Raw genomic sequence first — 20,160 nt, 5'->3', positions numbered from 1 at the left:
TTGGTGACCATCGCCGTTCCGTCCTACAACCAAGGGCGCTTTCTCGATGCCGCCCTGGCCTCGATTTTCGCGCAGGACCTCCCACTGGAGGTCTTCGTTATGGACGGTGGTTCGACCGACGGATCCGTGGACGTGATCCGCAAGTGGGAGAGCCGCCTCGCGGGGTGGCGTAGTGGACCCGACGGTGGTCAGGCGGCCGCCATCAACGAAGGCGTCGCGAGCGGCACAGCGCCCTATGTGTGCTGGCTCAATAGTGATGATCTGTTTCTGCCGGGTGGTTTGCGGCACCTGTGCGACCACCTTGATAGGGCGCCGGATGCGCCGGCGGTGTACGGCCGTGCCTGGAACCTCGATGACGCTACGGGACGGCGACGTCCGGTGTGGGTCGAGCGGTTTTCCGAACGACGCCTGGCCGTGCGTTGCATCATTTCGCAGCCGGCAACGCTGATGCGTCGTTCGGCCTGGGAGGCGGTGGGCGGGGTCGATCCCTCGATGCACATGGCGATGGATTATGACCTGTGGTGGCGCTTGTTCCGCCGTTTCGGCCCGCTCCGGTTCGTCGACGAGTTCGTGGCAGTCAATCGTGAGCACGACGAAACCAAGACCAAGACGCAGCGCAGGCGGCATTACCGCGAGGCAATTGCGCTTGTCCGCCGCCACCATGGCCGGGTGCCACTGAAGTGGTGGTTCGCCCAGCCTTATGCCGTTTGGTACAAGTCCATTGTCAGGTAGGCGAAGCCGGGCTTGCATGCGGGTCGTACACGTTTACCGGACTTATTTCCCCGATCCCCCGGGCGGCCTTCAGGAGGCTGTCCGGCAGATTTGTATCGCGGTCGGTAACGCGGGGGCCGAGAACCGCATCTTCACATTGTCGCCGCGCCCCGACCCGGCGCGGCTCGCGCGCCCCGAGGGCGAGGTCGTGCGTGCCCGGTCATGGGCGGCACCCGCTTCCTGCGATCTTGGTGGTCCGTCGGCGCTGGCCGCGTTCCGTGACTGTGTCGAGTGGGCGGACGTCGTCCATGTGCACTTCCCGTGGCCATACGCGGATGTACTCTGCGCCCTGAGCGGCGGGCGGCGTCCACTGGTGGTCACCTACCACTCCGATATCGTTCGGCAGCGCCTGCTGGGGAAACTGTACCGTCCGTTGATGATGAGGACGCTGCGCCGGGCAGCGGCCGTGGTTGCCACGTCTCCCGCCTATGCGCTAACCAGTCCGGTCCTCCAGGTCGCCGGCATTCGGGACAAAGTGGAGGTCATCCCGCTCGGTATCGACGAGAACTCCTATCCCACGAACCGCGACGAAAGCGTGCTGGCGCGGCTGGGGTTGGTGGTGGGGCAACCCTTCTTCCTGTTCATTGGCGTTCTGCGGTACTACAAGGGATTGCACACACTGTTGTCCGCCGCGGCCGAGGTGGATGCGCCGATCGTGATCGCCGGCTGTGGGCCCCAGGACAAATGGTTGCGTGCGCAGATTGCAACGGAAGGCCTGGCCAACGTGCGGCTTGCCGGACTGGTGTCGGAAACCGAGAAGATGGCTTTGCTGGCGCATTGCAGCGCGCTGGTACTGCCATCGCACCTCCGTTCTGAAGCCTTTGGCATGGTGCTGGTTGAGGCGGCGATGCACGGAAAGCCAATGATCAGCTGCGAACTGGGCACCGGAACGTCTTTTGTCAACCTGGAGGGTGACACGGGCTTTGTCGTGCCCCCCGAGCAGCCAGCTGCTCTCGCGGCGGCGATGCGCCGCTTGCTGGCAGACCCGGAGCTGCGAGCAGGGATGGGCGCGGCAGCCCGCGTGCGCTACGAGCAGCGATTCTCCGGCGGCGCACTTGGCCGCTCGTATGCCGCGCTGTTCGAGCGCGTTGCCCGTACGGGTGGCACTTGAACGGACCCACCAACGGCGCGGTGGTGGGTTCCGCGGAGGCGCAGCGCTGTGTTGTGACAGGCGCAAGCGGATTCGTTGGTCAGGCCCTCGTCACCGCACTGCGTGCACGCGGTCGTGATGTCATACCGCTCGCACGCCGAGAAGACGTAGGGCGCGGCTTCCGCGCGGCGCCGGCGTTGGGGGACTCGGCATGCTGGACACCGTTCCTCGAAGGTGCCGGTCAGGTGGTCCATCTCGCCGCCCGCGTGCACGTGATGAAGGACGAGGAGATCGATCCGCTCGCGGCATTTCGGGCTGTCAATGTCACGGGAACCCTTGAACTGGCGCGGCAGGCGGCCGAAGCAAAGGTGAAGCGCTTCGTTTTCGTCAGCACGGTGAAGGTACACGGCGAGAACTCGCCTGCGGGAAGGCCGCTGCGTGAAACCGACGCACTCGCGCCCGTCGATCCCTACGCTCGTTCCAAGGCCGAAGCCGAAGAGGGATTGCGGAACCTGTGCGCGCGTTCCGGGATGGAACTGGTCGTGATCCGGCCGCCGCTTGTTTATGGCCCAGGGGTGAAAGCGAATTTCCGCAGTATCGTGCGCTGGGTGGCTAGCGGGATGCCGTTGCCCCTTGGGGGCTGCAACGCAAACCGCCGTTCGCTCGTCGCGTTGGACAACCTCGTCGATCTGATCATCACCTGTCTTGACCACCCGGGGGCTGCAGGAGGGTGTTTCTTCGCGGCGGATGGGGAGGACCTGTCGACTGCCGCGCTTGTGCGTCGTCTGGCGAGGGCGACGGGGCGTCCGGCACGGTTGTGGCCGGTGCCCTTGTGGATGTTGCGACTCGCCGCGGCCGGCACGGGACACCATGACGTGCTGCAGCGTTTGTGCGGATCGCTGCAAGTGGACATATCTTCCGCGCGCGAAACCTTGGGTTGGATTCCCCCCGTCGGCGTCGACGAGGGATTGCGTCGGGCCGTGGCAGGAGAAGGACGGTGACGGCCGCGCTGCTCGGGCTCGCTCTTGGGGTCTCGCTCGCGGCGTGGCTGGGTACGGGATGGTTGCGGCGCTACGCCCTTGCGCGCAGCTTGGTCGACGTTCCAAATGCCCGTAGCTCTCATTCCACACCTACTCCGCGGGGCGGGGGCCTGGCGGTCGTCCTGCCGTTCCTGGTGGCGATACTGCTGCTGGGGTGGGTGGGGCTGCTGCCAGCGGCTGAAGTGGCCGCCCTGCTGGGGGCTGCCACCTTGGTAGCGGCCGTCGGCTTCCTGGATGATCATGGCCATGTCGCCGCGCGTTGGCGCCTACTGACCCACTTTGTTGCAGCTGCCTGGCTACTGGGGTGCGCCGGTATTCCCGCGTTCTCGTCGTTCGGGCTTTCTGCGGTGCCGATCCAGATGCTCGCCGTCGTCGCAGCGCTTTATGTCGTCTGGGTTCTCAATCTGTACAACTTCATGGACGGTATCGACGGTATTGCTGCCGTCGAAGGAATCGCGGTCGCAACGGGCGGAGCAGTCCTGGCGGTGGCGGCCGGCCATCCGGTCGAGGTGATCGTGCCGCCGCTGATGCTGGCCGCGGCGCTGGGAGGGTTCCTTGCGTGGAATTTCCCTCCAGCGCGGATATTCATGGGCGATGTCGGTAGCGGTTTCGTAGGGGCGATGCTGGCCGCGTTTTCGCTGCAAGCGGGGCGCCACGACGAAGTGCTGTTCTGGTCCTGGCTGATCCTGCTCGGGGTGTTCGTGGTGGACGCCACGTTCACGCTGCTGCGCCGCTTGCTGCGGGGCGAGCGCGTCTATCAGGCGCATCGGAGCCACGGCTACCAGCAGGCGGCTCGGCGTTGGAAGGCCCACCGCCCGGTCACCCTGGCCGTTGTGATGATCGATGTGTTCTGGCTGCTGCCAATTGCAGCCCTGGTGATTCTGGACTGGATGCCGCCGCTTCATGGCCTTGCTGTGGCTTATGCACCGCTGCTCGTTGGTGCGCTTCTGCTGGGTGCGGGGCGGCGGGAGCCGACGGTCGGTCCCTCACTCTGACTCTCCCCCGCGTGTCGACCAGGGTGTCGGCTGCCATCGGGGAATTTGTCGCAATATGTTTGTCTGACGCCATTCTGCCGCTGTGACGGCCCGCCGACGCCGTTGTGAGTTGTAGTACGTCGGCAACTGCCTCTTACGCTGGCTTCCCTTACGGCGCGCGTCATTGGGCGGTAGGCGGCCACATACAAGTGCCGACAGCCGGCTGGGCAATGTGGCCTGTCGGCCTCGCCGCCTATTCAGGCTGCGTTGCTGCGGTACAACATCGGTTGCCGGTGCGACGCTAAAATCCCCTGCAGGGACAGAGCTTCCAGCCAGAGCTTTCCCCCGCGCAAATAATGATTACGACCCCATCGCGCTCCATCCTCGTGCTCCTCTTCGATCTCGCCGCCGTCGTGGTTGCGTGGGGCGTGGGCATGCTGCTGCGTTTCAACTTCGAATGGCCTTCCGAGTACACCGGCAAGGCGCTTGCCTCTGTCGTGTTCCTGCTGTGCGTCCAGGGCGCTGCATGTCGCTGGGCCGGTCTTTACCGCGGCATGTGGGTCTTCGCCAGCCTGCCCGACCTCAAACGCGTATTGAAAGCGATTGCCGTCTCCACGGTGGCCGTCACCGCACTCGTGGCACTCGACAGGGGGGCGCCGAACACGCCGCGCTCGATGCTGCTGCTCTACCCGATGCTCTTGCTGTTGGTGATGGGCGGGGGCCGGGCGGCGTGGCGGATGTGGAAGGAACACCGGCTGTACGGCGGCCTCATCGGTGCGGGCAAGCCGGTCGTGGTGGTTGGCGCGGGAACCGGCGGGGCAATGCTGGTGCGCGAGCTGCAGCGTAGCCCGGACTGGCGGGTGGTCGCGCTGGTGGATGATGATGCGAGCAAGTGGGGGCGCGAACTGTACGGCTATCCGGTCGTTGGCGGCGTGGCCGATCTGCCGCAGGTGCTGGCGGACTACCGGGCCCAGCATGTGATCCTGGCGATGCCGTCCGCGGCCAACAAGGCCATCCAGCGTGCTGCCGATACTGCGGTGCGGGCCGGGGCCCATGTCTTCAAGGTGCCGGGGCTCGACGACCTGATGGGCGGCAAGGTGGCCGTCAGCGCGATGCGCCGGGTGGAAATCGAGGATCTGCTGGGGCGCGAGCCGGTGCAGATCGACGACGCGAACGTGCAGCGCATGATCGCCGGCCGTACCGTGCTGATTACCGGCGCGGGGGGCTCCATCGGCAGCGAACTGTGCCGCCAGGTGGCCCGTTTCCGCCCCAACCGGCTGGTGCTGTTCGATGTCAGCGAGTTCGCGCTGTACTCCATCGAACAGTGGTTCTCGGTTTACCAGCCCGGGGTCAGCATCGTGCCGCTGGTGGGCGACGTGCGCGACGCGGCGCGGCTGGACGAGGTATTCGCTTGTTACCGGCCCCAGCTGGTCTTTCATGCGGCGGCCTACAAGCATGTGCCGCTGATGGAAATCGACAACGCCTGGCAGGCGGTGCGCAACAACGTGCTGGGAACCCTGCTGGTGGCGGAGCACGCCTGCCGCTACGGGGCCGAACGCTTCGTGCTGATCTCCACCGACAAGGCGGTCAATCCCACCAATGTGATGGGCGCCAGCAAGCGGCTTGCCGAAATGGTGTGCCAGGCCCTGCAGGCCGAAAACGCCGCCAGCGGTGCTGCAACCCGGCTGGGGATGGTGCGCTTCGGCAACGTGCTGGGCAGCACCGGCAGCGTGATTCCGAAGTTTGCGGAGCAGATCGCGCGCGGGGGGCCGGTAACCGTCACCCACCCCGAGATCAACCGCTACTTCATGTCGATTCCCGAGGCCGCCGAACTGGTGTTGCAGGCGGCGGCGATGGGGCAGGGCGGGGAGGTTTTCGTGCTCGACATGGGCGAGCCGGTCAAGATTGTCGATCTCGCGCGCAACATGATCCGGTTGTCGGGTTACGACGAGGATGAGATCCGCATCGAGTTCACCGGGTTGCGGCCCGGCGAAAAACTCTACGAGGAATTGCTCGCGGACTCGGAGAGTACCTGTCAGACGCCGCACCCCAAGCTGCGTATCGCGCGCTCGCCCGCGGTGGCGCCCGGCACGATCGCGGGTCTGCACGACTGGTTGTCGCAGCCCGGCCCTGTCGCCGATGACGAGGTGAGGACGGCGCTGCACCACTGGGTGCCGGAATATGTGCCGGCACGTCTGGCTGGAGAAGCCTCTGCCGCGCTGCAACTCGGTAGCCGCGGCGCACTGCTGGACGGCACGCTTTCACCGGCCATCGCCGCGCGCGGCTCCATCCTGCATTAGGCGGGCAGGGGCGCCGCCGGACGCCCAAGCCGCGGGAGAAACGCCCGGCTTTCTGGCCGGCAGCGTGACGGCGTCGGTGTCGCGTTGCAGCATATTGTTTCTGGACTGTTACAGAGTCGATAGAATCGCCCACCTTTTCAGCGTCCGCTGGGCCGGCCGGTTCCTTGATGACTCACGCAAATCCCCATCTCGCCTACCGGGCGGACATCGACGGCCTGCGCGCCATCGCCGTGCTGGCGGTCGTGCTGTTCCATGCCTTTCCCGCGTGGCTGCCGGGGGGCTTTGTCGGTGTGGATGTCTTCTTTGTCATCTCCGGCTACCTGATCTCGTCGATCATCTTCAAAGCCCTCGCCGGGGGTGATTTCAGCTTTGCCGATTTTTATCTGCGCCGGGTACGGCGCATCTTCCCGGCGCTGCTGCTGGTGATCCTCGCCTCGCTGGCCCTGGGGTGGAACGTCCTGTTGCCGTTTGAATACCGCGAGCTGGGCAAGCATGCCGCGGCGGGGCTCGGATTCGTCGCCAACCTCGTGTATTGGCGCGAAGCGGGGTACTTCGATACCGCGGCAGAGCTGAAGCCGCTGCTCCACCTGTGGTCGCTCGGTGTCGAGGAGCAGTTCTACATCCTGTGGCCCGCGGTGGCGGTGGTGGCGTGGCGCCTGAAGCAGCGCTTCTGGATGGCGGTCGCGCTGCTTGCCGGGGTGTCGTTTGCCGTCGGCCTCGTGCTGACCGTGCAGGCCCCGGTCGCGGGGTATTTCCTGCTGCCGGCACGGGCCTGGGAACTGCTTGCCGGGGCCTTGCTCGCATTGCGAGTGCAGCGCCGAGGGCCGCTGTTCCCGCGCGGCGGGCGGCTGGCCGATGTCGCTGCCGGCCTCGGCTTCACGCTCTGTCTCGCGGCCATCGTGGTGATCGACAAGACACGCGCCTTCCCGGGCTGGTGGGCCTTGCTTCCCGTGTCGGGTGCCGTGCTGATGATTGCCGCGGGCGAGCGCGCGTGGCTGAACCGCGTGCTGCTCGCCAACCGCGTCATGGTGGCGATCGGCCTGATCAGCTTTCCCCTCTACCTGTGGCATTGGCCGCTGCTTGCGTTCGTCCGCATCGTGCTGGGCGAAGGGGCGGGCGCATTCGCGCTGGCGGGCGCTGTTGTCGCCGCGCTGATTGCCGCGACCCTGACCTATCGTCTGCTCGAAATCCCCTTGCGGCGCCGTGGCGGGTGGCAGCCGGTCGCGGGGCTTGTCCTGACCTCGCTGCTCGTTGTCGGTGTGGCGACCAACATCGTGGTCCGGGGCGGGCTGGATTTCCGCCTGAAGGACGCGCAGGCCGAACGGGATGCCCGGGCGCTGGACTGGACGGATGCCTTGCGTGGGGAAACCGACTGCGAGCCCGCGCTGCCGGCGGGCACGACGGGCAAATGCCTGCAGGCGGACCCCGCGCGTCAGGCCACCGCGCTCATCATCGGCGACAGCCATGCCAACCACTACTACTGGGGGCTGAGCGAGAGCCTGCGCAAGCAGGGCGTAATCCTGATGCAGCTGCAGGGGGCCGGTTGTCCGCCGTTGAAGGGGGCGTCCATCCTGAAGGACGGCAGCCTCAACGGCTGCCGGCAGGTGATCGATGCGGCGATCGACTACGCGCTGCGCACGCCCGGGATCGAAACCGTATTCCTGGGCGGACGCTGGGTGTACCACGCGTCCGGGCGCGAACTGAAGGACGCGGCAGATCAGGTCTCAAGTGAAATGCTGGTGCTGCCGGAACGCCCGGAGTCCAAGGACTGGGGCCGCGCGGAAGTTTTCGAGCATGCGCTGGATGACACCTTGCGCACGCTCACTGCCGCGGGCAAGCGCGTGGTCTTCTTGCACGGCGTGCCCGAACTCGACTTTCACGCGCGCGAATGCATTGCCTGGCACCCCAATCGCTTCATCAGCCGCACGCCGCGCCCCTCGTGCGCAACGGCGCGCGCACTGGCCGAAGCCCGCATGGCGGAGGTGCGCCCGCTGCTCGGCCATGTGCTGGCCCGGTTCCCGCAAGTCGCGCAGTTCGACCCGGTGCCGCTGATGTGCGACGCCGCGGCATGCTACGGCAAGCGCGACGGCCTGCTGCTGTACCGCGACGACGACCACCTGTCGCTGGAGGGCTCTTACTGGCTGGCGCGACGGATGGAGGCGCAGTTGCCGGCGCTTCTCGGGCGTGCGGGCAGGGGCGGCGACGTGGGCGAGGTGGCCCGCGGGTTATAATCGCGCGCTTGTGCCGCCCGCGCCGCCATCGCGCCGGGCGCCTCCCGACCCTGAGGTTTTCCTGTGGCATTGACCATACTCGGCCTTTCCGGCGCGCTCACCCACGACCCCTCCGCCGCGCTCTACATCGACGGCAAGCTCGTCGCCGCGGCGGAAGAAGAACGCTTCGTGCGCGACAAGCACGCCAAGAACCGCATGCCCTACGAGGCGGCCCGCTTCTGTCTCGATTTCGCCGGCATCAAGCCCAAGGACGTGGACGTGGTCGCGATCCCGTTCGCGCCCATCAGCATCGCCGAGAAGGCGCGCTGGCACTACGCCAAGCGCTATTGGTACGCGCCCGACCGCGGGCTGGACGCCATTTTCGCCGGCAACCGCCGCTACTACCGCTACAAGCGCCGCATCGAATGGTGCCTGCAGCAGCTCGGCTTCGACCTGAAGAAGGTCGAGATCGTCCCGGTCGAGCACCACCTCGCCCACGCCTCCAGCGCCTATCACTGCTCCGGCTTCACCGAGAAGACCGCGATCATGGGCATCGACGGCAAGGGCGAATACGCCACCACCTTTTTCGGTTGGGGCGAGAACGGCAAGATCCACAAGATCAAGGAGTTCTACGACCCGGATTCGCTCGGCGGCCTCTACGGCGCGCTCACCGAATACCTCGGCTTCGAGATGCTCGACGGCGAGTACAAGGTGATGGGCATGGCGCCCTACGGTGATGCCGAGAAATACGATTTCTCACGTTTGGCGAAGTTCGAGAACGGCGAGCTGGTGATCAACACCGACTACGCCAATGTGATCGGCTTCCGCCGCTACAAGGAAAAGGGCAAGGGCTACTACTTCTCGCCCAAGCTGATCGACTGGCTCGGCCCCAAGCGCGAGGGCGACATCGCTGACGACCCCTACATCCATTACGCCGCGAGCATGCAGAAGCTGTTCGAGGATCTCGCGCTGCAGATGATGGACTACTACCTCGGCGACATCCTGCGCGAAACCGGCAAGCTCGCCTTCGCCGGCGGCGGTGCGCTCAACGTCAAGCTCAACCAGAAGATCATCGCCCGGCCAGAGGTGAAGGAACTGTTCGTGCAGCCGGCTTCCGGCGACTCCGGCACTGCGGTCGGCGCTGCTTCCTACGTGTCCGAAGCGCGCGGCGTGCCGGTCGAGAAGATGGAGCACGTCTACCTCGGCCCCAGCTATACCAACGAGGACGTCATCGCCGCCTGCGCCCGGCACCCGGCGCAGCCGCAGTGGCGCAAGCTCGAGAATGGCGTCACCGCAGTGCCGCAGCGCATCGCGAAGATTCTCGCCGACGGCAACCCGGTGGCCTGGTTCCAGGGCCGCATGGAGTTCGGCCCGCGCGCGCTTGGCGGGCGCTCCATCCTCGGCTGCCCGAGCGCCCCCGGCGTGGCCGACCGCATCAACGAGCAGATCAAGTTCCGCGAGCGCTGGCGGCCCTTCTGCCCGAGCATGCTCGACCGCGTCGGCCCGCAGATGCTGCAGACCGACCACCCCGCGCCCTTCATGACCTTCACCTTCGAGGTTGCCGAGGAATGGAAGACGCGTGTGCCCGAAGTGGTGCATGAAGACGGCACCGCCCGCGCCCAGGTGTTGAAGCGCGAATACAACCCGCGCTACTACGACCTCATGGTCGAACTCGAAAAGCTCACCGGCAACGGCGTGGCGCTCAACACCTCGCTCAACCGCCGCGGCGAACCGATGATCTGCTCGCCCACCGACGCGCTCAACATGTTCTACGGCTCGGACCTCGAGTACCTGATCATGGAAGACATCCTGGTGGTCAAGCCGGGCGTGCAGCTGGAGGCCGGCGCCGCGGAGGCCAGCCTTGGCTGAGCCCCGCATCCTGCAGTTCTGCCACTGCCACTACGGCCCCTTCGCCGATGTGGCGCGGCAGTACGCGGTGCTGTTCCGCGACACGCCCTACAAGGTCACCACGGTCTACCTGACCGACCCGCCCAGCGACGAGGTGACCGCGCTGTCCGCCTCCGACGAGGTGATCTACCTCGACTACGACGGCAAGGACGTGCGCGGCCTCAAGCTCGACGCGATGCGCCGGCTGCGCGAGATCGTCGCCGCGCGCGACGTGCGCATGATCCTGGCGCACCGCTTCAAGCCGATCTTCATCTCGTGCTGGGCGACGAAATTGCCGGTGATCGGCGTGCATCACGCCTTCGGCGACTACGAGCGGCGGTCGCACCAGCTCTTCGCGCGCTGGTTCGGCAAGCGTCTCGGCCTGCTCGGCGTGTCGGACGCGATTCGCGACGACATCCGCCGCGGCGTGCCGTCGTGGCCGGCCGACCGCATCGAAACCCTGCACAACCGTATTGACGTCGACGCGGTGCGCGCCGACGTGCTGCCGCGCGCTGCCGCGCGTGAGCGCCTCGGCCTGCCGCAGGATGCCTACGTGATCGGCAACGTCGGCCGCCTGCATCCGGACAAGGATCAGGCCACGCTGCTGCGTGCCTTCGCCCGTGCGCGCGCTGCGCTGCCGACCGGCGCGCTGGTGGCCATCCTCGGCAAGGGACGGCTGGAAGCCAAGCTGAAGGCGCAGGCCGCCGAACTCGGTATTGCCGACGCGGTGCGCTTCCTCGGCCAGGTGCCCAACGCCAGGACGGCGTTCTCCGCCTTCGACCTCTTCGCGCTCAGCTCGGACCATGAGCCCTTCGGCATGGTGCTGCTGGAGGCGATGGCCGCCGGCGTGCCGGTGGTCGCCACCGACTGCGGCGGCGCGCCGGAGGTGGTGGGCGATGCGGGGGCGCTGTTCCCGCTCGGCGACGATGCGGCGCTCGCGCGGCTGATCGTGGCGCATGCCGGCTGGTCCGACGCGCAGCGCACTGCGGGCGCCGAGGCGGCGCTGGCGCGGCTGCGCGCGTATTTCTCCGACGAGGCGGCGCGCCAGCGCTTCTTCGCCCTGCCCATGGTGCAGGACGCGCTCGGGCGGGAGAGCATCCGATGAGCGTCGCAGGCCGTACGCCCAGCCTGTGCTTCGTCATCCCGTATTTCGGCCAGTGGCCGTTCTGGATGCCGTTCTTCCTCGCCAGCTGCCGCGCCAACCCGAGCGTCGACTGGCTGCTGTTTTCCGATTGCGGCGAACTGCCGGACTGCCCGCCCAACGTGCGGGTGATCGCCACGTCCTACGCCGATTACTGCAATCGCGTGTCGGCGCGCCTCGGCATCGATTTCCACCCCGCCAACCCCTACAAGCTGTGCGACCTCAAGCCGGCGCTCGGTTACATCCACGAGGCTGAACTCGCGGGCTACGACTTCTGGGGCTTTGGCGACATCGACCTCGTCTGGGGCGATCTGCGCGCCTACTTCACCGCCGAGCGGCTGGCCGGCAAGGACCTCTACGCCACTCACGCGCGGCGGGTGTCCGGCCATTGCTGCCTGCTGCGCAATACCGCCGACATGCGCGAACTGTTCCGCCGCATGCCCAACTGGCAGCAGCGCCTGGTGGACAACGTCCATCACGCGCTCGACGAAGGTGCCTTCAGCCGCATCTTCATCCGCCGCAAGAACTGGCCGCAGCCGCTCGCCGAGTTCGCCGGCCGCTTCAATCGCTGGCGCCGGCGCGCGGAGTTCATCGAGGCCTTCTCCACGCCGGACGCCAAGGTGCCCTGGGTGGATGGCGGCTTCGAATTCCCGTCGCGCTGGTCCTGGGATCATGGCCGCCTGACCAACGACCGCGACGGCGAGCGCCGTTTCCCCTATTTCCACTTTGTCGTGTGGAAGAAGCACGCCTGGCGCGGCCTGGTGCCGCCGCCCGCGGATGCGGTACGCGCGCTCGCGGCCACCGGGCGTTGGGTGATCGACGCGCAGGGATTCCATGCAGCGGACGCAGGGGCTGGCGCATGAAGATCCTGCTGCTGGTGCAGAAGGAGCAGCGCGTCATCCTCGACCGCCTCTACGAGGGCATCGCCGCGCACACCGATTGTGATCTGCGCTGGGTCGGCAAGGCGGACCAGGCCAACCTGCGGCGCTATTTCCGCCGCGAGGTGGACGTCAACGCCTACGAGCGCATCGTGTTCTTCCTGCGCTTCAAGCAGGAGATCCGCCAGGTGCCCTTCATCCGCACCGTGCCCAACCTGGTCATCCTCGAACACGACGCCTGCCAGAACTACTTCCCGGGCAAGTACCAGGGCAAGTTCAGCCGCCATTACGCAAAACTGCCGTGGGCGCGGGTCATCAGCTCCGGCTACACGGTCAGCGAACGCCTGCGTGCCGAGGGCTACGACGCGGTGTTCGTGCCCAAGGGCTACGACCCGGCCGTGCTGCGCAACCTCGGCCTCGCGCGCGACATCGAACTCGCTTTCGTCGGCAGCACCAAGAGCGCCGTCTATACCGGGCGGCGCGCGATGCTGGACGAGATTGCCGCGCGCGAGCAGTTGCTGGTCACGCGTACCGCATCGGGCGAGGACTACCTGCGCACGCTCAACCGCATCCGCTTCTTCGTCAGCCCGGATGTCGGAATCGGCGAGTACATGATCAAGAACTTCGAGGCCATGGCCTGCGGCTGCGTGCTGTGCGCCTACGACCAGGGCGAGGCGGAGAACGCCGCGCTGGGTTTCCGTGACATGGAAACCGTGGTGCTCTACCGCAGCGCCGAGGAACTGAGCACCAAGCTCGCCGTGCTGCGCGCCGACGCGGCGCTGACCGAGCGAATCGCCGCGGCCGGCCAGGCCCTGGTCGAGCGCGACTTCCGTTTCGACGTGCTCGGCCGCCGCATCGCCGAGGCGCTGGCGCCGCCCTTGCGCGCGCACCCGCCGCTGGGCTGGCTCGACCGCCTGCGACTGCGGGTGGGCCTCTGAATACAGCCGGGCGCACGCCATCGCTGGCGCCCGAACCACGAGCTTCGCGAACATGACGATCAAACTCTATTGGTGCCGCGGCAAGGGCCGCGACGATCCCGCCCAGCGCAACTTCGGCGACTACCTGTCGCCGCTGATCGTCGAGATGGCCTCGCGCCGCCCGGTCGAGTACGCGCCGATCCACAAGGCCGACATGATGGCGATCGGCTCGATCATGAATCGCGAATCCAAGGCCAAGCGCTTCCTGCTGCCGCGCCGGCTGCACGTCTGGGGCAGCGGCACCGATGCGCCGGGGCGGGTGTTCTCGGGCCGTCACCACTACCACGCGGTGCGCGGCGCGCAAACCCGGGCGCAGATCGAGGGCGACCCGGGCAACGTCGCGCTCGGCGATCCGGGCCTGCTCGCGCGCGAATGGTGGGAGGGCCGGCCGCGCCCGGACAAGCGCTACACGCTGGGCGTGATCCCCCATTACGTCGATCGGGATGCGGACGCGGTCCGGCAGGTCGCCAGCCAGCCCGGCGTCTGCATCATCGACGTCTACTGGCCGGTGGAAGAAGTGTTGCGTGCGATCCAGTCCTGCCATTTCATCCTGTCCTCCAGCATGCACGGCCTGATCGTCGCCGACGCGTTCGGCGTGCCCAACCGGCGCGTCACCCTGTCGCAGGGCAAGATCTCCGACTTCAAGTTCGTTGATTACTACTCGGCATTCGGCCTGGACGAACCGGCCAGCCTGGGCGCGGCCGATCTCGCCGCCGCCACCGCGGCCGATGCGGAGCGACTGGTGGGCAACTACTGCCGGCCCCGGCTGGAGACCGTCAAGGCCGGCCTGCTGGCGGCGTTCCCGTCGCTCTGAGGCATGACGTCGGCGATCGGCATGACGTCATCCAGCCGCTGGCCCGCGGTCGCGGCGGCGGTCCTGTTTCTTTTCCTGGTGTCGTTCTTCGCGCCTTTGTCCGCCAAGGGCACCAACAACATCTTCTACGCGGGTGTCGGCCTGCCGGCGCTGCTGTGGTGGCTGTGCCGGCCGCGCGTGGCAACGCGTGTATTCGCGGTCGCACCGGCGGTGTTCGCGCTCGCCGCCGGGCTGGTGCTGTGGCTCGCTGCACGCGACCTGTCCTTCCTGCGCGAGGGGCTGTACCTGCTGGCGCTGTACCTCGCCTGCGTGATGCTGGAGCGGACGCGTCCCGGCGTGGAGCAGGCTTTCGCCGGGTTTGCCCTTGTCGCCGTCGCCATGCTGGCCTGCGCCACGGTGCTGTGGTTGCAGGCCTACCACGCCGATGGCATCTGGGTGCGGGTGGAGCTGTGGGGGCAGAGCGCCAACCCGGTCTATGCCGCTTTGCTGATTACCAGTGCGCTCGTGTTCGGCTGGATGTTCGTCCTGGAGGCGCGGCTTGCGGCTGCCTCGCGCTGGGCGCACGCAGTGGGCCTGCTGGTGCTGACGGCCGCGTGCGTACTGTGCGCGATGATCTTCCAGGCACGTTCGGCCCTGCTCGGGTTCGGGCTGTTCATCGCGGCTTACATCGTGCAGCGGCGCCTGGTGGGCGCCGGCGTGGTGGCGGCCGGGACGGTGGTGCTGGTGCTGGCGTGGTCAGGCCTGGGCCAGACGTTGAGCGAACGCGGCCTGAGCTACCGGCTCGACATCTGGGCGGACGCGTTGCGCCGGGTGCTGGCGGACTGTAATGCCGTGCTGGGCTGCGGGCGCGACGACTACCGCTTTGCCGGGGAGTTCTTCCATCCGCACAGCGCCTACGTGTCGATGTTCTATCACGGCGGGGCCGTGGCGGCCGGCTTGCTGCTGGCGCTGCTGGGGCTGCTGTTCGTGCAGGGGTGGCGGGTGCGCTCGCGCTGGTTGCTGGTTGCGCTGGTGGGGTGGGGCGGCGTGGCGACGGCCACCAGCGGCCTGGTGTCGTCCCCGCGTCCCTTGTGGGTGTTCTTCTGGGTGCCGACGTTGATGGCCTTGATCGATGTCGGCCGTCCCGCGCTCGCCGCCTACCTGCGTGCCCGCGACGGATGATCCATCTTCAGGTCGGGCCGAGCCGGCGCCCCGAGGCCTGGTTGTAGGCGGAAAAAAAGCCGTCGTCCTCGCCCAGCCACGCCGCTTCGGCGCGGTAGCGCAGCAGGTGCTTCATGTTGCGGGCGCGCCGCAGCCCGCCGAGCGGCGCGCGAAACACGCTCATGTCGGACACGTCGATCAGGCCGAAGCGGCGCTCCGGCGTGAGCACCACATTGCCGAGGTGGAGGGAGCGGAAATACACCCCGAGCCCGTGCAGATGGGCCACGAACTCGCCCAGGGCCTTTCGCAGCGCCGGCGCTTCCGCGGCCGGAATCCCGTTCTTGAGCAGGTGCCGTACGGTGGTGCCCGCCAGCGGACGGTAGTGCACCGCGTCGCGTTCGATTGCCGCCACGCGGTACAGCGCGATCAGTTCCGGGCAGGGAATCCCGCGGCTGCGCAAGGCATCCAGGTTGTCGGCGAAACGGAGTGCATACGGATAGAGCGAGGACGAGCTTAGCAGCCGTTTGCGGCGGAAGAGCTTGATGTAGTTGCCGTCCGGCAGCAGCAGCACCTTGTCGCCGTGGCCATCGGCCTCGATGATGCGGGCGCCTTCGCGCAGCTTCAGGTAGTCCTCGTGTCCGAGTGCGCGCAGCGCCGCCTTGGTTCTCATGGGGCGCGATTCTAGCGTGTGCGAGCATGGCGGCGCACGCCGCGGCGTCCAGCGCCCCCGCTTGACGACCTATTCCTGCATCGACCCCGGTTCCCGCGCGGCGCGGGCGGCGGCGCCACAGTGAGCACCGGGGGTGCGTGGTAGCATCGCGCATCTTGCTGTCCGGGTAGTCCTCATGTCTCGCGCCGATGCGCCGGCTCCATCCAGTCTCAGAATCTACTTTCGCCTGCTCGGTTACGTCCGCCCCTATGTCGGACAATTCGTCCTGAGCATTGTCGGCTTTCTGATCTTCGCTTCATCCCAGCCGATGCTCGCCGGGGTGATCAAGTATTTCGTCGACGGGCTCAACGACCCGGGCGCGACGCCGTTCACCGGCGTGCCGCTGCTCGCCAGCCTGCCGCTGATGTCGGCGGTGCCGGTGCTGATCATCCTGATCGTGGTGTGGCAGGGCATCGGCTCCTACCTGGGCAACTACTTTCTCGCCAAGGTTTCGCTGGGGCTGGTGCACGACTTGCGGATGGCGCTGTTCGACAGCCTGCTGCGGCTGCCCAACCGCTATTTCGACAACCACAACTCCGGCCATCTGGTATCGCGCATCACCTTCAACGTCACGATGGTCACCGGCGCCGCCACCGATGCGATCAAGGTGGTGATCCGCGAAGGGCTGACCGTGGTGTTCCTGTTCGGCTACCTGTTGTGGATGAACTGGAAGCTGACCCTGGTGATGGTGGCCATCCTGCCGGTGATCGGGCTGATGGTGACCAGCGCGAGCCGCAAGTTCCGCAAGCAGAGCAAGAAGATCCAGGTGGCGATGGGCGATGTCACGCACATCGCCTCGGAGACCATCCAGGGCTACCGCGTCGTGCGCAGCTTCGGCGGCGAGGCTTACGAGTCGCGCCGTTTCCAGGCCGCCAGCGAAGACAACACCGCCAAGCAGTTGCGCATGGTGAAGACCGGCGCCACCTACACGCCGATGCTGCAACTGGTTACCTATGTGGCGATGGCGGCGTTGCTGTTCCTGGTGCTGTTGCTGCGTGGCGACGCTTCGCCCGGCGACCTCGTCGCCTACATCACCGCCGCCGGCCTGTTGCCCAAGCCGATCCGCCAGTTGTCCGAAGTCAGTTCCACGGTACAGAAGGGCGTCGCCGGTGCGGAGAGCATCTTCGAGCAGCTCGACGAGCCGGCCGAGCTGGACCGCGGCACGGTGGAGCGCGAGCGCATCGCCGGCAGGCTGGAAGTGCGCGGCCTGAGCTTCCGCTATCCGGGCACCGAGCGGGTGGTGCTGGACGACATCAGCTTCGTCGTCGAACCGGGCCAGATGGTGGCGCTGGTGGGGCGTTCCGGCAGCGGCAAATCGACGCTGGCGAGCCTGGTGCCGCGCTTCTACCACCATGAGCAGGGCCAGATCCTGCTCGATGGCGTCGAGGTCGAGGATTACACGTTGCGCAACCTGCGCCGCCACATCGCGTTGGTGACCCAGCAGGTGACGCTGTTCAACGATACCGTCGCCAACAACATCGCCTACGGTGATCTCGCCGAAGCGCCGCGCGCGCAGGTCGAGGCCGCCGCGGAAGCCGCCTACGCGCGCGAGTTCATCGACCGCCTGCCGCAGGGCTTCGACACCCTGGTGGGCGAGAACGGCGTGATGCTGTCAGGGGGGCAGCGCCAGCGCCTCGCGATCGCGCGCGCGCTGCTGAAGGACGCGCCCATTCTGATTCTCGACGAAGCCACCTCGGCACTCGACACCGAGTCCGAACGCCATATCCAGGCCGCGCTCGACAGCGCGATGCGCGGCCGTACCACGCTGGTGATCGCGCACCGGCTGTCGACCATCGAGAAGGCCGACGTGATCATGGTGATGGAGCAGGGCCGCATCGTGGAGCGCGGCAGCCATGCTGAACTGCTGGCGGCCGGCGGCGCGTATGCGCGGCTTCATGCGATGCAGTTCCGCGACGAGGCGGAGGCCGCCGAAAGCTAAGCTCCGCGCGCGGCGCGCGCCCGCCGGAAGACGGTGGCGCGCTGCCCCTGCGGCCGTTCAGCGCGGAAGCTCGGCGTCCAGCCAGCGGTACAGCGCGCTGTCTGCCGGCCAGTTGCGCAGCAGGCGACGGCGGTCGCGCTGCCATGCCCGCGCGTGGCTGGCGGCGCTGCGATGCTGCTGCATCGCATCGAGGTCGATCACCTGTAGCGACGCGCCGTCCCACAGCAGGTTGGTGGCCTTCAGGTCGCCATGGCTGATGCGCTCGCGGTGCAGGGTGTCGAACACCGTGCGCAGTGAGGCGGCGATGGGCGGCGGCGGTTCGCTCGCGGGGTCAAGCAGGGCCAGCAGGTCGGTGCCGGCGCAGAACTCATTCACCAGCCAGGCGCGGCCGCGCAATGGGCCCCAGCGCTCTTCCACCAGCGCCAGCGGCGCCGGCGTGGGGATGCCGAACAGGCGCAGGCGGTGGCCCTCGCGCCACGAATGCCAGCCGCGGCTCGGCCGCCACAGGCGCGACAGCGCATGGCGCAGGCTCTTGCGGTTGTAGCGCTTGACCACCAGCGGACGGCCGTCGATCTCCACTTTCGCCACCGTGCAGGTGTTGCCGCGCTTCAGCGCGATGCCGGTGTCGATATGGCGGTCGGGCGCGGCGAGCAGCGGCGCGAGCGCTGCCGCCTCGCTGCGCAGCACCGCGCTGAAGCGGTCGAAACGCTTCGCCACCTTGAACAAGGTGCAGTCGCGGCCGCATTTGGAGAGGTAGTCGCGCAGGCGCCAGGCGCGTTCGCGCTCCAGCGCTTCGGCCAGTGCGGAAGGCCCCGGCGGTTGCGGCTGGGTTTCCGCATAAGCCGCCAGCAGCGGGGCGACGTGGCCGTCCCAGGTGCGGGGCAGTTGCGCCAGCAGCATCGCAAGGTCGCGTGCCGCGCGTGGTTCCGCCAGCGGGCCGTGGCCGTGGGCGCTGACCGCGTCGCCGTCGATCAGCAGCAGGCGGTCCGCGTGGCACAGGAAGTTGCCGAAGTGCAGGTCGTCGTGGCTGAGGCCGGCGGCATGGAGGCGGCCCAGCAGCGCGAACAGCGGGCGCAGCAGCGCCACCGCCTCCGCGTCGCCCGGCGGACGCGCCGCGAGCGGGCGCCAGTGGTCCAGCACGGTGTCGGCCCCGCTCAGGAACTCGGTCAGCAGCACCTGTCCGCCGTGTTCGAGCGTGGTGGCGGCGGCCAACGCCGGGGTCGGGATGCCCGCGGCGGCCAACGCGGCGATGCCATCGCGTTCGCGCTGCCAGTTGCGCGCGGCGCGGTGATCGATGAAAAGCTTGGCGAGGCGGTGCTCGCCGGCCGCGGTCAAGGCTTCGCCCACCACGCGCCGCCCGGGCAGCACGCGCAGCAGCCGCAGCACCCGCAGTTCGCTGCCGTCGGCGAGGCGGATGCGGAATGGCGTCGCCGGCGTGCGCCCGGCATGCGCCAGCGCCGCGGCGTCCAGCAGCGGCGCGTCGTGCGCAGTCGCGGCAATCGTCGAAGGATTCATGCGTGGGTCTTGTGCCGGCGGCGTCCGAGCAACTGGCGCACGAGCGCGCGGCTCGGCCCGTCCAGCGCGGGCAGGTCGAGATAACGCAGCAGGAAGCGCAGGCGGTCGGCCGCGCTGGGGCCCTTGCCGTGGCGGTTCAGGGTGTCGAGGTCGCGCAGCAGCGGTGCGCGGCGCAGCGGCCGGCGCGTCTTTTCCAGGTCGATCAGGCACGCGGCCGGGGCTGCACCGGGGGCGGACGCGCTGCGTACGAAGATGTGTTTGGGGTAGAGGCAGTTGTGCAGGTGGCCGGCGGCGTGCAATTGCTTGACCAGCGCCGCGGTGGCGCCGAGCAGATGGCGGCGTTCGCCGCGCGCCAGCGTTGGCCAGTCGCGCAGCCAGGCGTCGAGCGGGCGGTAGTCGTCCAGCGCGCGGGTGACGAGGATCGCGCAGGCCTTGCCGCCGATGCGGCGTTGGCCGAAGAAGGCCGCTTGCAGCGCGGGCACGCCGTCCTCGGCGTAGCGCAGGATGTTGCGGAACTCGCGCGCGAAGGTCGCTTCGCCGAAGGGCCGCCGCAGGCTGCGGCTGAGATGGTCGATCTGGCGCTTGAGGTAGAACGCGTGGATGTGGCCATGTTCGTCGGCCAGCTCCAGCCGGCTCACGCTGCTCCAGCCGCCGCGGCCGGTGTTGGGCGCGTCAACGCCGGGCAGGTCGAGCGCCCACAGCGCCAGGAAGTCGGTGAGGTGGTGGCGCGCGAACAGCGCGCGCAGGTCGGGGGCGAGGAAGTCCTTCATCCGCG

General features: G+C 67.8%; 16 protein-coding genes. 13 read left to right on the top strand and 3 right to left on the bottom strand.

Annotation, left to right across the window (positions count from 1 at the left end; all coding sequences use genetic code 11):
• The first annotated feature begins 3 nt into the window (after nucleotides 1-3).
• The 12 genes from dqs_RS18390 (at nucleotide 4) to dqs_RS18335 (ending at nucleotide 15,243) form a co-directional block, all read left to right on the top strand.
• Nucleotides 4-732 carry a glycosyltransferase family 2 protein gene (locus tag dqs_RS18390; RefSeq protein ID WP_198407897.1) on the top strand — a complete coding sequence of 243 codons (729 nt, stop codon included), beginning with the start codon at nucleotides 4-6 and terminating at the stop codon, nucleotides 730-732.
• Nucleotides 733-748: 16 nt separating this feature from the next.
• Complete coding sequence (locus dqs_RS18385; protein ID WP_065341357.1) at nucleotides 749-1,882, top strand: glycosyltransferase; 1,134 nt, start codon at nucleotides 749-751, stop codon at nucleotides 1,880-1,882.
• Nucleotides 1,879-2,862 carry a UDP-glucose 4-epimerase family protein gene (locus dqs_RS18380; protein WP_084018671.1) on the top strand — a complete coding sequence of 328 codons (984 nt, stop codon included), beginning with the start codon at nucleotides 1,879-1,881 and terminating at the stop codon, nucleotides 2,860-2,862. The genes dqs_RS18385 and dqs_RS18380 overlap by 4 nt, the downstream gene beginning before the upstream one ends.
• Complete coding sequence (locus dqs_RS18375) at nucleotides 2,859-3,896, top strand: MraY family glycosyltransferase (protein WP_084018668.1); 1,038 nt, start codon at nucleotides 2,859-2,861, stop codon at nucleotides 3,894-3,896. Before dqs_RS18380 ends, dqs_RS18375 begins: the two co-directional genes overlap by 4 nt.
• A 335-nt stretch (nucleotides 3,897-4,231) precedes the next feature.
• Complete coding sequence (locus tag dqs_RS18370; protein WP_232502199.1) at nucleotides 4,232-6,175, top strand: polysaccharide biosynthesis protein; 1,944 nt, start codon at nucleotides 4,232-4,234, stop codon at nucleotides 6,173-6,175.
• Nucleotides 6,176-6,342: 167 nt separating this feature from the next.
• On the top strand, nucleotides 6,343-8,406 hold the full coding sequence (locus tag dqs_RS18365) for an acyltransferase family protein (protein WP_065341356.1): 2,064 nt from the start codon (nucleotides 6,343-6,345) through the stop codon (nucleotides 8,404-8,406).
• Between the two features lie 63 nt (nucleotides 8,407-8,469).
• Entirely contained in the window at nucleotides 8,470-10,254 is a 1,785-nt protein-coding gene (locus dqs_RS18360; RefSeq protein WP_065341355.1) for a carbamoyltransferase family protein, read from the top strand.
• Complete coding sequence (locus tag dqs_RS18355; RefSeq protein WP_065341354.1) at nucleotides 10,247-11,377, top strand: glycosyltransferase; 1,131 nt, start codon at nucleotides 10,247-10,249, stop codon at nucleotides 11,375-11,377. Before dqs_RS18360 ends, dqs_RS18355 begins: the two co-directional genes overlap by 8 nt.
• Entirely contained in the window at nucleotides 11,374-12,276 is a 903-nt protein-coding gene (locus tag dqs_RS18350; protein WP_011767299.1) for a DUF6625 family protein, read from the top strand. Before dqs_RS18355 ends, dqs_RS18350 begins: the two co-directional genes overlap by 4 nt.
• Nucleotides 12,273-13,229 (top strand): glycosyltransferase family protein, encoded by a 957-nt coding sequence (locus dqs_RS18345; RefSeq protein ID WP_011767298.1) that lies wholly within the window; start codon nucleotides 12,273-12,275, stop codon nucleotides 13,227-13,229. The genes dqs_RS18350 and dqs_RS18345 overlap by 4 nt, the downstream gene beginning before the upstream one ends.
• 52 nt (nucleotides 13,230-13,281) lie before the next feature.
• The gene (locus tag dqs_RS18340; protein ID WP_011767297.1) at nucleotides 13,282-14,082 is read left to right on the top strand and encodes a polysaccharide pyruvyl transferase family protein; all 801 of its coding nucleotides are present in this window, start codon (nucleotides 13,282-13,284) and stop codon (nucleotides 14,080-14,082) included.
• Between the two features lie 21 nt (nucleotides 14,083-14,103).
• Nucleotides 14,104-15,243 carry a hypothetical protein gene (locus dqs_RS18335; RefSeq protein ID WP_065341353.1) on the top strand — a complete coding sequence of 380 codons (1,140 nt, stop codon included), beginning with the start codon at nucleotides 14,104-14,106 and terminating at the stop codon, nucleotides 15,241-15,243.
• A gap of 7 nt (nucleotides 15,244-15,250) precedes the next feature.
• Here the strand turns inward: dqs_RS18335 and dqs_RS18330 are convergent, their stop codons facing one another.
• The gene (locus dqs_RS18330; protein ID WP_157108215.1) at nucleotides 15,251-15,892 is read right to left on the bottom strand and encodes a phosphotransferase; all 642 of its coding nucleotides are present in this window, start codon (nucleotides 15,890-15,892) and stop codon (nucleotides 15,251-15,253) included.
• A gap of 175 nt (nucleotides 15,893-16,067) precedes the next feature.
• Between dqs_RS18330 and msbA the strand changes: the two genes are divergently transcribed.
• Nucleotides 16,068-17,870: a lipid A export permease/ATP-binding protein MsbA gene (gene msbA, locus dqs_RS18325; RefSeq protein ID WP_011767294.1), complete on the top strand. Its 1,803-nt coding sequence runs from the start codon at nucleotides 16,068-16,070 to the stop codon at nucleotides 17,868-17,870.
• Nucleotides 17,871-17,927: 57 nt separating this feature from the next.
• Here the strand turns inward: msbA and dqs_RS18320 are convergent, their stop codons facing one another.
• Both dqs_RS18320 and dqs_RS18315 read right to left on the bottom strand, forming a co-directional pair.
• Entirely contained in the window at nucleotides 17,928-19,385 is a 1,458-nt protein-coding gene (locus tag dqs_RS18320) for a lipopolysaccharide kinase InaA family protein (RefSeq protein ID WP_065341352.1), read from the bottom strand.
• The gene (locus tag dqs_RS18315; RefSeq protein WP_065341351.1) at nucleotides 19,382-20,155 is read right to left on the bottom strand and encodes a lipopolysaccharide kinase InaA family protein; all 774 of its coding nucleotides are present in this window, start codon (nucleotides 20,153-20,155) and stop codon (nucleotides 19,382-19,384) included. The genes dqs_RS18320 and dqs_RS18315 overlap by 4 nt, the downstream gene beginning before the upstream one ends.
• Nucleotides 20,156-20,160 lie beyond the last annotated feature (5 nt).

This window comes from Azoarcus olearius (assembly GCF_001682385.1).
GTDB classification, from domain to species: Bacteria; Pseudomonadota; Gammaproteobacteria; order Burkholderiales; family Rhodocyclaceae; genus Azoarcus; species Azoarcus olearius.
The sequence above is the reverse complement of the archived record's forward strand: the minus strand, read 5'-3'. Positions and strand labels throughout refer to the sequence as shown.

Excerpts from the sequence above, each read along its gene's own strand:
- dqs_RS18385 (WP_065341357.1), top strand. The coding sequence starts at position 749 with ATGCGGGTCGTACACGTTTACCGGACTTATTTCCCCGATCCCCCGGGC.
- dqs_RS18370 (WP_232502199.1), top strand. The coding sequence starts at position 4,232 with ATGATTACGACCCCATCGCGCTCCATCCTCGTGCTCCTCTTCGATCTC.
- dqs_RS18365 (WP_065341356.1), top strand. The coding sequence starts at position 6,343 with ATGACTCACGCAAATCCCCATCTCGCCTACCGGGCGGACATCGACGGC.
- dqs_RS18350 (WP_011767299.1), top strand. The coding sequence starts at position 11,374 with ATGAGCGTCGCAGGCCGTACGCCCAGCCTGTGCTTCGTCATCCCGTAT.
- dqs_RS18345 (WP_011767298.1), top strand. The coding sequence starts at position 12,273 with ATGAAGATCCTGCTGCTGGTGCAGAAGGAGCAGCGCGTCATCCTCGAC.
- dqs_RS18340 (WP_011767297.1), top strand. The coding sequence starts at position 13,282 with ATGACGATCAAACTCTATTGGTGCCGCGGCAAGGGCCGCGACGATCCC.
- dqs_RS18335 (WP_065341353.1), top strand. The coding sequence starts at position 14,104 with ATGACGTCATCCAGCCGCTGGCCCGCGGTCGCGGCGGCGGTCCTGTTT.
- dqs_RS18330 (WP_157108215.1), bottom strand. The coding sequence starts at position 15,892 with ATGAGAACCAAGGCGGCGCTGCGCGCACTCGGACACGAGGACTACCTG.
- msbA (WP_011767294.1), top strand. The coding sequence starts at position 16,068 with ATGTCTCGCGCCGATGCGCCGGCTCCATCCAGTCTCAGAATCTACTTT.
- dqs_RS18320 (WP_065341352.1), bottom strand. The coding sequence starts at position 19,385 with ATGAATCCTTCGACGATTGCCGCGACTGCGCACGACGCGCCGCTGCTG.
- dqs_RS18315 (WP_065341351.1), bottom strand. The coding sequence starts at position 20,155 with ATGAAGGACTTCCTCGCCCCCGACCTGCGCGCGCTGTTCGCGCGCCAC.